Here is a 9,491-nt window from a genome sequence, read left to right as displayed (position 1 = left end):
ACATAAAAATCTCGATATTCGAAATGGTCTTATAATGATGATAAGTGTTTTGCTTTTCACCGTTGTCGGAAGTTATGTTTCAAGCTTAGTACCTTCAACTACGATGGGTAATTTTTCAGTTTTTATGACATTTCTTCTTGGAATTAAATTCATCATAAGACCTGTTATGACTACAAAGGAAGCCATGGAGGGTGTGTCTGCTAAGAAACGTGCCATACAATCAGTTGTATGCGGCGTATTAATCGGCTTTATATGTGGCTTCATCGGTGCCGGCGGTGGTATGATGATGCTGCTTATACTTACCTCTGTTCTTGGATATGAGCTGAAAACTGCTGTCGGAACAAGTGTATTTATTATGACTTTTACAGCACTCACAGGCGCTGTATCACACTTTGCGATTGGTGGAATACCTGATATAACTGTGTGGCTATTATGTATCGTATTTACACTTATATGGGCAAGAATAGCAGCTATCTTTGCAAACAAAGCTACTCCTGAAACACTTAACCGTGCAACAGGAGTCATACTTGTTATACTAGGCATAGTAGTTATGCTTTTCTCATACCTTGGATAATATCACCAGACTAAATATCTCAATAAATGCTGTACTGACGTAGCAGGAATTATGCTTCTTTGACTTCTTTCTGCCTGCTGTCTTTTCTTTCAAATATTGCTCTGAAGATAAAACGTACAAATGGTCCACAGTAAAACATCTGATAAAGTATTGCCATAGGGAAATTCATAGCCCATGTCTTAACCCACGTACCAAAAGATGGTTCCTTAAAAAGTATTGTTGCAACAAAACTCATAACAGGACACATAATACAGCATATACATATAGATATTGCATATGTGATAAACTGTGGTCTGTCCGTTGGCTTCATAACAGTAAATGCCAGCAGCCTTGCCAGCCTTCCAACTATAAAGAACTCGAGAATAAATGCAACTGGTACCATTATTGGTAACTCGTGTAATGCAGCAATAAAAGTTGTTCCATCAACTGTTCCTGTGTTAAGAGCTATATTATAAACAACCATTCCATAAACCATAATAGCTGCCATAATAATTGTGAATATTACTTCCTGAAATTTGTTTTTTGGCATAAAAAAATCCTCCTTAATGATAACTTAACTCAATGTGTTGTTCGTTATCATCCAGGAGGATGTTTCGTTTCCAATAAAACCATTTAAAGCCTGCATATTCTATCATATAAAAAGCTGTACAGTCAAGTGTTTTTACTCTATTGTAATAATGTTGAATCATTTCAAATGAACCTTTTACTTTTTTATCTAATTTTTTAATTTCCTTTTCTGATGAAGATAAATTTATATCTTTTTTTAATTTAATTATATTATCAACTTCTTCAATTAAATATTTTATACGACTTGCAATTTTTTTTTCTGTTTTCTTATCCATAATATTAGTTACCCCTATTCCTCGTATTTAATATATATTTAATTCTAACATCTAATATATGTAACATCAATTAGAATTTTGTAAGAATAAATATTATTATATATTACTTTATTTTTGCGGTTATACCGCATACATAAGCCTTAATGTTTAAAGATTATGTATGGGGTGTAATTCTTCGATTTGAAGAATTATTTAAAATAAAGTTATTTTCTTCGTTTTGAAGAATAATATAGAACTCTATTTTTCTTCAAATTTTAATTTTGTTATAATTTATTAACGCAAACCAATTTTCTTCGATTTGAAGAAAATATAGTAACATAATAAACATTCTTCGATTTGAAGAACGGCTGATTTTATCATATACTTTCTTCATTATGGAGAATTATAGTAATGCTTATTTTTTCTTCGAAATGAAGAAAGTAATAAAATTTACTCAAAATTCTTCAAAACGAAGAATTATATAAAAAGAGAAAACCCATTTTATTCGGTTTTCTCTTCAAATTCTTTATTAAACATTGCCGCATATGCATCAAAAAGTTCTGCTTCATCAGCCTTACTTTCTTCAATATCTTTATTTTCAAATAAAGGAAATGGTTTATCCGGATATTTTGCATTCTCAGAAAGTACATTTGCAACCGCATGGGAAACGTATATCCCGTTTATCCAAGATAAATAATTGTTTTTTTCTATTTCTTTCTTTTCTTTTTCTTCATATGACTTTATAAAGGGTATCACTTTCCTTGGAGTAAGCCTCCAAAACAAATCATAATCCACCCCTATCATTAGAGCATTAGGTAAATAAAAATCTTCTATAAGTTCTTTAAAAGAATTATATCTTACCTTTTCCTTTATGTTTTTTACTTCTTCGTTCCTTTGCTCGTTTAAGAGCTCTGTTTCTGGCTCTTGTTGAGAGCTTGAAAAAAACCGCTTTCTTCCACCGCCTTATTTATTTCTTCGAGCATTTCATCCAAAGAGCCTCCGTTCTCAAGATGTTCTTCCATTTCTTTTCCCGCTTTTTCATAATCGCCGTTCATTGCAAGGGCTAAAAAACCCCTTACTGTGGATAATATTTTTTTGTCCATATCAGTTAGAGAAATACCCATTTCCTCTAAAGTACATATCGTATTGAAATTAAGTTCCGGTATAGTATAATTTTTGTTATTAATGATCATTTTTGATTTCCTTTCATAAAAAATATTTTATAAAATACTTTTGGTAATTGTCAGGAGGGGAATTCCCCTCCTTATATTTATGTAATTAAGCTGCTTTAGTAATTTTAGAACCGGGAAGTACAACAACTTTCATATCTACTGCCGCATTTAAACCTGCGCCAACGATTAAAGCATTGTGTTTACCGCTGAATGAATATTCGGTTTCGCCGAAGTTTACTTTGTATGTTAAGTCTAAACCTTCAGCTCCCACTAATTGTTCAAATACAGACGCATCATAGTTAGCAACGAATTCCATAGCTGCCATACCTTTGATACCCGGGATGAATTTTTGTGAGTCATCTGATAGACATGTAACTTCGATAGCTGCAGGAGCTGCTCCTAAATCAGGGAATGATTTGATTGCAACATCGATATTAATAGGTGTTTCTCCTTTTGTTCCTGTAATATTTAAAATTGTTCCTTGTGTACTGATTGCCATTGTTATTTTCTCCTTTAAATCTTTATTTTGTTTGTTTTATCAGCTCTACTATAGCCTCTGCCAAGTCGAGCTTTTCATCTTCTCTGCAGGTCATTTTTGGTATTATGGTTTCATATTGTTCTTTGAATATTCCGCCTTCCACAAATGTCTCCTTTACCTTTAAGTTTAAAAGGGCGCTGTCGTAGGCTTTCCTGATACTTTTTATATCATTCAAAAGCTTAGAATTTTCCTTGTCTTTTTCATCAAGCTTGTCCATCAGTAAAAGTATATCTTTTTTATATTTCTTATATTTTTCATTCACCTCGTCAAATCTGAACTTTGGTATCATGAGTACTTTGGACTGCACGGGATTTTCATTTACAAGGATACTGTCATTCTCTCCTGCCAAACCTTATCCCTCCTTTCTGTTTGTTTTCGCTGTCATTCAGCGTAGTCCTTTATTTAAGTATCGCCTTAAATAAGCGCTATATAAAATAGGAATAAATAAGTTAAAGAACTGATAATAAATGTTGTTTTTTTCTTTCTTATTTACCCTACTATAAGCATGATCAAACTGTTTTCTTTAAATAAATAGTCGTCTCTTTTCTGTAACCGGAAGTAGAAGGATATAGATTTGTAGTCATATCCATAACCTCATATCCGTCAGAAATCAGAGACGCAAGTTCGCTTTCTATATATTCGGGGTCACCCGAAATACACTTAACGTCTATCATAGTTACCTCCTTATCAAGGTTTTTTATATTAATCACTTACTGAAACAAACCAAACAGCAGTAAGTCTGCTTCATAGGAATTCCACCTCCCCGAGTGTCTCCGGGACGCACCTTGGTGTGACCCTGCTATGCGTAAGTATCATTATCCCTTTTATAACCTCGTCGCCTTAAAAGATATTTCTTTTATTTTGTACAGTAGTGTTGTAACAAGCGTTACCTTTATCGCAAGCGCACTTGTACCTCGGCTCTTTTATAAAAGAACGTATCTGATTTGTTTTTATTCACTTTTCAAACATCGTTAAGGTCGTTTTCCCTTCCTCATATCTTTAAGGAATTTTTCTCCTATTTAAGTACCCTTTTTGAAAATTATTTTTATAATTTTATATATTTAATGATTTTGATCATATATAAAAATAAATAAAACGGGGCACTACGCCTTGCTTCGCAAGATTTCGCGCCCCGCAGGTTCTGCTACTATTTTTCTGTCTTATCTAAATTTAAATATTAAAATTTTTAATAAATAATGTTCCGCCTACTTTTAATTAACTCATTTAAGAGGAATACCTACATTATATAAGTGAAGTATTTGCAGTATTTTTAAAATCTTTATTATTGATTTTGTATTATATAAACTTAATACTATTAATCAAGTTTGATATTTTATATAAATTTTAAAAGATAATCTTGATTTGATTAATATATAATTTTATTATGTATTTTATTTCTGCTCATATTCTTACCAAATCTCTACAAAATACTTTTTAACTTTAAAAGTATCATTTTTTTCCTTTTGTTTACAGCTTTCTGAGATAAAGAAAATATCTCCGCGATTTCTCTTTCCGATTTATTTTCAAAATAATATAAATCAATCAAACGCATTTCATCTTTACTCAGAGTCGATAAAGCCTTCCTTAAGCCCTCTTTTTCCATATCTTTTAACAGTTTTTCTTCGGGAGACATTTCAATAAGTCCTTCGTTAAATTCGAATATTATCCCCTTTTCTTTCATTCCTTCATATGAATACTCATTATCCCTTTTCTTTTTATCCAAATATTTTTCATGTTCTCTCTCTTTGTAATATGCCCTATATACATCCTCATTTACTTCTATTCTTTCATTCCTAACTAATAATGTTCTTATATTTTTATCCATGACTTTTCTCCTTTTCTTTTTTGAATTTTTAAGTAAGAAAAGTGAGTCACGGATATTTCGCCAAATAACACTGCCAATTGCTCATTGATATCTCCTAATTTGGGCATAAAAAAAGAGCCAAGGAAATCCTTGACTCTTAAAGCCTTTTATCGATAGGAATAAAAAAGGACCCAAACAAAGGTCCTTTATCCCTATAATAAAATTTTATCAAAATATCAGTTCACATACAGTAAAGCAAGTGTTCAATTACAGTTCCTATTTAGTATTAAAATATTAATCTAAATTTAAACCTACCATAAATACCCCTTTAATTCAGGAATTTTATAACCAAACAAACAGACGGAAAATAATCTTAAGGCCTCTTTTTTCCTCTTGTAAAAGGTGGTCCTTGAAATATTTAATTTTTCCGCAATCCTCTCCCCCGAACAGTGATTTTCGTTTATGTATAGATCATTCAATATAGTATAATAATCCATACCATATCTCGGATACTGTCTAAGCTGGCCTACAGCGCTTAGAATTGATGAAAGTATCAAAGATGAATATTCGTTCTTATCCACATTATCCAAAAATTCCTCTTTTTCCTTATCCGGTGCAAATATTTCAAACATCACATTTGCCCTTTTTAAGTCCCCTTCCCCTACTTCCAAAGCATAATCGTACATGTCATTTAAGGAGTTATTCGTAGCCCAAAGTACCGGAAGATAAAGCTCCAGTGCTAATTTTGACTTATTCATAATTTCTTTTTCATTGGTACATTCCAATTTTAACACCTCCAAATTAGTTAAATTATCAATCACTTTAATTCTATTTTATCGAATATTTGTTCTATAGTCAATATATTTTTAGAATATTTGTTCGATTTGTAGGGTAAAAAAAATACCCCATATAGAGATGTTAATAATATTAAGCATTATAGATAAAAACAAAATGAAATTTCAATCCATACATCTATTGAAAGATGCGACTGGGTATATGTAGAAATTATTATACATTTATTGGTTTTAATCCAGGCATCCCACATGGGATGCGAATTTTTCCTTTTTGTATTTATTAAATACAGAATGTTTCAATTCATGTACCATAATACAATGTACAAATAGTAAGTATTTAATAATGTTTTTTAATTAGAACTCAATTCACATACAACACAATATATTAAAAAAATTTTACACTAATCATTATAAACATAAAATTGTATCCAACTTTAAAAATAAAATATGAACTGCATTTATTAAATACGTAATTATTGACTACTCAATAAAATGCCGCCAAGTTGATATGCAAGTTTAACTTTTGCATCCCTTTTAGCGACTGCTTCAGCCTCCGAGGCTAGAGCGGAAATTTTGGTACTTTTGTTTTCAAAAGTACATATCGTTATTCAATCCACGCACCTCCTGCGAGGTGCGACGGGCATATCCTGTATTTATTAATTGTGATGTGATTGTTTCAATCCACGCACCTCCTGCGAGGTGCGACATAGATGACCCGACAGGATACATCAAGATATATGTTTCAATCCACGCACCTCCTGCGAGGTGCGACTCTACAAATCCTTTTAAATAGCCCATTACAGAATTTTATAAAATAGTACACTAAAATATATAAATTTTAAAACCCGCTAAATAAAAGGATTTTCAATTATAATAAAAATGTGAGCTTGAGGTTCGCAGTTTATAAAATAAGAGTTCCTGAAGGATCATAATTTTGTTTCGCACCCACATGCTCGATTTTACCCTTCCACTTATTTCCCAAGTAATAATATCTAAGGCTATCATTTTCCAAATCAATAATATCTTCCAGTTTATTTTTTAGTTTTAAAAAAGTTCCATAATCAATCAAACATTCAAATAAAGAATTTTGAACCCTTTGTCCATATTTTTCGCACTCTTTACTTACAAGTCTTAGATTTTTTCTCCCTCCGGCAGTCGTAGTATTCACATCATATGCAATAATCACAAACATAATATCACCTATTTGACTATAAAAGTCGGATAACTTTCTTTTCTTTCTCTTATCGTCCTGCTTAAAAGCTGGGCTTCTGCAAAAGGTATCAATCCGATTTCTATCTTTTCATCTATGTTCGGGTGTCTTAATATTTCTTTCTTTTTTTCCTGCCATGCATTAAGTATTATCGTCCTGCCTTCATCCGTCATTAAAATGGCTCCGCCCTCTTTTTCTTCAAAATGCTGTTTTTTGATTTGCCCTAAGTTTATTAGTGATAAAACTACTCTATCTACCAAATAGGCTCTGAAAGGTTCTATTAAATCCAATGCCAGCGAATTTCTTCCGGGTCTTATTTCATGAAAGAAGCCGACGGAAGGGTCTAATCCGACAGTTTCAATAGCTGATATGAATTCAAAAGACAAAATCGTATATAAATAAGAAAGCATACAATTGACATAATCCAAAGGAGGCCTTTTATTTCTCCCTTGTATATTAAAAATATCCTTCTTTTTTAGTATCATATCGTTGAATACTTCAAAGTATTTTCTGGCAACTATCCCCTCAAAACCTCTCAGGGCATCAATATCTTCAAAATCATAGACATGGCTTATGTTATTTTTAATATAATCGCTTACTTCAATAAGTCTTGAAACATCAACTTTTTCTTTATTATCTCTTATAGATCTGTTTAAAACATATCTGGTATTATATATTTTGGTCGCAACGATATCTTTTGAAAAGTCAAGACACCATTTTTTATCTTTATATAATTCATATTGTCTCATTCTAGTCGTGGAATTACCCCTTGTCCTGCCTGTTATTTTTGCTAAAAACTTACCGTTTGAAGACATAAAATAAAGCCCTATATTATTTTCACAGCATTTACCCATCAAAGCAGGACTAACTCCTCTGTAACCAAAGGAAACTATATTCTCGATATTTACCAAAGGAATAGAAAACTTTTCTTCATCTTCAAGCAAGACAACTATATTCTCATTCTTTAAAGATAAATAAGCATCGGGATTTTGCACATATAAAGTATTTAAAAGTTTTCTCATAAATCATTCCTCTTTATCAATTCTATTAATTTTTCTTTTGAATTTTTGTTTCTATAAGCAAAAGGCAGACAATTATCACGGATTGAACATAAATTACAATTTTGCTCTTCCCTGATTGGTATGATTTCATTTTTTGAAATATTTTCATTTATTAACCCTATAATATTTAAGACTTCGCTTCTCAATTTATTATCAAATTCGACTTTAAATCTTCTTTTTATCTTGTTATAAAATATTTCTCCGAATTCAATTTTAGTATCAAACATTTCCTCAAGACAAATAGCCTGAGCACAAAGCTGTAAAGCATCAGCGTTACTTTTTTCTTTCTTACCATTCTTATACTCTATGGGATTAATCTTCCATTTGCCTCTTTTACCCTTTACCTTTACAGCACTGTCATCCTCACTCTTTGTAAATTCAATGATATCAACTATACCGTATAGGTCTAACTCATCACTGTATACGGGAACACTGCGAGAATAAAAAGTATCCTTTCTTTTTTCTTTTATAAAAGGATTGTCAACCTTTCTATGTGTAATATTCCCCTCTACTATCTTATAATTTTCAGACCATACATTATCCAAATACATAAGAGAAAATCTATGCGGACAATAAGCGTACTGTTTTATCATAGAAATGGGGATATTATGTTCATTATTATAATCTGTCGTCATAATCAATCAACTCAACGCCTTCAGGCATATCATCAATTTTGATATCAACGCTATAATCATCGTATTTTCTCGGTATAACAACTTCATCTTTTTTCTTGACATTAATTCTATCAAAAAGCTTATGAGAAGAACAATTACCGAGTGCGTCTCTGTGTTTGAATACAATTAGTTTTCTAACGACCATTTTCCCTCTTGCAGCGGAATGGTCATGTTCAAACATATTTATTATCGCATCGAAGAAAAGATTTAAATCTTCGTCATTAAATCCGGTTATATCCTGTGCAAGCTTGGCACTTATGTATCCTTCCATTTTATATAGAGCATATGGTATAAAGTTCTTTTTACCCATTGTAGCACCTTTTTCGGCGTCTTTCTTATTTGTAACTGCTTTTCTTGTTATAGTTATTTCCTGACCTTCGATAGGATCTATGCTCTTTGCAAAATTAAGCTGTATTGGTCCTCTGACAACTCCGCACGGAGCATCTCCTGTACTCATTACAGCTCCGAATGCTCTTATATCAAAATAATTCTTACACATGAATTCCTGTGCGATTTTTATATCTTCCGCAGGAGCTTTTTTATTCTTTTTAAGACCGCTTACATCATATGCCTCTTCCTGTTTATCATTAAGTAATTCCTTTACGAATATTTTATAAGGGCTCTCGTCATCTTTTATCATCTGAACATAATTTCTTATCTTTCTTTTAATACATACATCGGTCACTATACCATATCCCGTTGCGGGATCCACTCTCGGCATATTATCGGCATCGGGGTCACCGTTTGGATTTCCATTCTCAACATCGAATAAAATTACAAATTCCATTCTATTTTCTATAGCATCATCATATTTTTTTATCATATCGATTTTCCTCTTTCTTT

The 9,491-nt window shown here is 31.8% G+C and carries 14 protein-coding genes and 1 CRISPR repeat array; of the genes, 1 reads left to right on the top strand and 13 read right to left on the bottom strand.

All coding sequences use genetic code 11. The features are described 5' to 3' along the window. The coding region (locus Q0516_RS01445; protein WP_294468872.1) for a sulfite exporter TauE/SafE family protein at positions 1-574 on the top strand (574 nt) is incomplete at its 5' end. Positions 575-623: 49 nt separating this feature from the next. On the opposite strand, the gene Q0516_RS01440 is transcribed toward Q0516_RS01445, so the two are convergent. The 13 genes from Q0516_RS01440 to cas7c form a co-directional block, all read right to left on the bottom strand. Next, positions 624-1,103 carry a DUF2798 domain-containing protein gene (locus Q0516_RS01440; protein ID WP_294468869.1) on the bottom strand — a complete coding sequence of 160 codons (480 nt, stop codon included), beginning with the start codon at positions 1,101-1,103 and terminating at the stop codon, positions 624-626. 13 nt (positions 1,104-1,116) lie between these two features. Further along, complete coding sequence (locus tag Q0516_RS01435; RefSeq protein WP_294468868.1) at positions 1,117-1,416, bottom strand: hypothetical protein; 300 nt, start codon at positions 1,414-1,416, stop codon at positions 1,117-1,119. A 480-nt stretch (positions 1,417-1,896) separates the two neighbouring features. Next, positions 1,897-2,199 (bottom strand): hypothetical protein, encoded by a 303-nt coding sequence (locus Q0516_RS01430; protein ID WP_299237187.1) that lies wholly within the window; start codon positions 2,197-2,199, stop codon positions 1,897-1,899. A gap of 98 nt (positions 2,200-2,297) precedes the next feature. After that, a complete protein-coding gene (locus Q0516_RS01425) occupies positions 2,298-2,588 on the bottom strand; it encodes a hypothetical protein (RefSeq protein WP_294468865.1) in 291 nt (96 codons plus the stop codon). A gap of 85 nt (positions 2,589-2,673) precedes the next feature. Next, positions 2,674-3,066, bottom strand: a complete 393-nt coding sequence (locus Q0516_RS01420) for a hypothetical protein (protein ID WP_294468864.1) — start codon at positions 3,064-3,066, stop codon at positions 2,674-2,676. A gap of 22 nt (positions 3,067-3,088) precedes the next feature. Beyond that, positions 3,089-3,454 (bottom strand): hypothetical protein, encoded by a 366-nt coding sequence (locus Q0516_RS01415; protein WP_294468862.1) that lies wholly within the window; start codon positions 3,452-3,454, stop codon positions 3,089-3,091. Between the two features lie 160 nt (positions 3,455-3,614). Then, a complete protein-coding gene (locus Q0516_RS01410; RefSeq protein WP_294468860.1) occupies positions 3,615-3,779 on the bottom strand; it encodes a hypothetical protein in 165 nt (54 codons plus the stop codon). Positions 3,780-4,525: 746 nt separating this feature from the next. Further along, positions 4,526-4,930 (bottom strand): sigma-70 family RNA polymerase sigma factor, encoded by a 405-nt coding sequence (locus Q0516_RS01405; RefSeq protein WP_294468858.1) that lies wholly within the window; start codon positions 4,928-4,930, stop codon positions 4,526-4,528. A 290-nt stretch (positions 4,931-5,220) separates the two neighbouring features. After that, a complete protein-coding gene (locus Q0516_RS01400) occupies positions 5,221-5,667 on the bottom strand; it encodes a DUF1492 domain-containing protein (RefSeq protein ID WP_299237182.1) in 447 nt (148 codons plus the stop codon). A gap of 643 nt (positions 5,668-6,310) precedes the next feature. Then, positions 6,311-6,475: direct repeats of the CRISPR family, unit length 31 nt; unit sequence TTCAATCCACGCACCTCCTGCGAGGTGCGAC. 129 nt (positions 6,476-6,604) lie between these two features. Next, a complete protein-coding gene (cas2, locus tag Q0516_RS01395) occupies positions 6,605-6,895 on the bottom strand; it encodes a CRISPR-associated endonuclease Cas2 (protein WP_257481215.1) in 291 nt (96 codons plus the stop codon). A gap of 8 nt (positions 6,896-6,903) precedes the next feature. Beyond that, entirely contained in the window at positions 6,904-7,935 is a 1,032-nt protein-coding gene (gene cas1c / locus Q0516_RS01390; protein WP_294468855.1) for a type I-C CRISPR-associated endonuclease Cas1c, read from the bottom strand. After that, positions 7,932-8,609 carry a CRISPR-associated protein Cas4 gene (gene cas4, locus Q0516_RS01385; protein WP_294468853.1) on the bottom strand — a complete coding sequence of 226 codons (678 nt, stop codon included), beginning with the start codon at positions 8,607-8,609 and terminating at the stop codon, positions 7,932-7,934. Before cas4 ends, cas1c begins: the two co-directional genes overlap by 4 nt. Next, a complete protein-coding gene (cas7c, locus tag Q0516_RS01380) occupies positions 8,593-9,471 on the bottom strand; it encodes a type I-C CRISPR-associated protein Cas7/Csd2 (RefSeq protein WP_294468874.1) in 879 nt (292 codons plus the stop codon). Before cas7c ends, cas4 begins: the two co-directional genes overlap by 17 nt. Positions 9,472-9,491: the final 20 nt, after the last annotated feature.

It is taken from the genome of uncultured Anaerofustis sp., assembly GCF_938029165.1.
Classification (GTDB): domain Bacteria; phylum Bacillota; class Clostridia; order Eubacteriales; family Anaerofustaceae; genus Anaerofustis.
This window is presented reverse-complemented; position numbering and strand designations above follow the sequence as displayed.